Origin of the sequence: Sporolactobacillus inulinus, assembly GCF_006539285.1 — a bacterium.
GTDB classification, from domain to species: domain Bacteria; phylum Bacillota; class Bacilli; order Bacillales; family Sporolactobacillaceae; genus Sporolactobacillus; species Sporolactobacillus inulinus.
Genome location: NZ_BJMS01000227.1, coordinates 1 through 587 on the forward strand (window position 1 = coordinate 1; position 587 = coordinate 587).

The 587-nt window shown below is 38.2% G+C and carries 1 protein-coding gene; it reads right to left on the bottom strand.

What is annotated here, in order from left to right:
• Nucleotides 1-182: 182 nt before the first annotated feature.
• Nucleotides 183-362: a hypothetical protein gene (locus SIN01_RS14865; RefSeq protein ID WP_141306182.1), complete on the bottom strand. Its 180-nt coding sequence runs from the start codon at nt 360-362 to the stop codon at nt 183-185.
• Nucleotides 363-587 lie beyond the last annotated feature (225 nt).

Sequence of the window (587 nt, forward strand, 5' to 3'; positions counted from 1 at the left end):
CGCGGAAGTCATCACATCCTGTGGAAGTAAGGACCGGGCGTATTTTGCCTGGTTTTTCTTGTAAGTAGATAAATGTATATGAGCACTGGTCGCTGCTTCTCTCTTATGAATCATTCTCGATAAGGCTTGCTAGTTGAGGACTGCAATTGCCTTCTAATCGCATAAGATTATCCCGGGACATATTATCTAGAAAATGGTTGATAATTTGAGAACCATAATTGAGACAGTACTGAGATTAATCCATTTGTTGTCACCAGCAGACTTTTTGATAATCGCGCATTAAGGATGGCGAACATGAGCTCCTTCGTCCATGGCGTAATCCCCTCCGCACCTACACCCATCCAGAACGAATTGATCGGCATCGGTACAGAACCTCATTAGATCGCCATCCTTCATTCAGGTTGATTGAAAGATGAAAATCCTGCAAAACATGATGTTGAAGTAAGCTTCACTTCAAACCAATAGCGTTTACTTAACAGGCCATAAACAATAGTTATAAATTACTACGCTGAAAATTGTAACAATTATAAACAATTTAAAACTTATGAAAAATTTGTTAACAAACAACAAAATGTATTTACTTTTCA

Bases quoted from the DNA above. Each gene is read 5' to 3' on its own strand.
- SIN01_RS14865 (WP_141306182.1), bottom strand. From the start codon at position 362: ATGCCGATCAATTCGTTCTGGATGGGTGTAGGTGCGGAGGGGATTACG.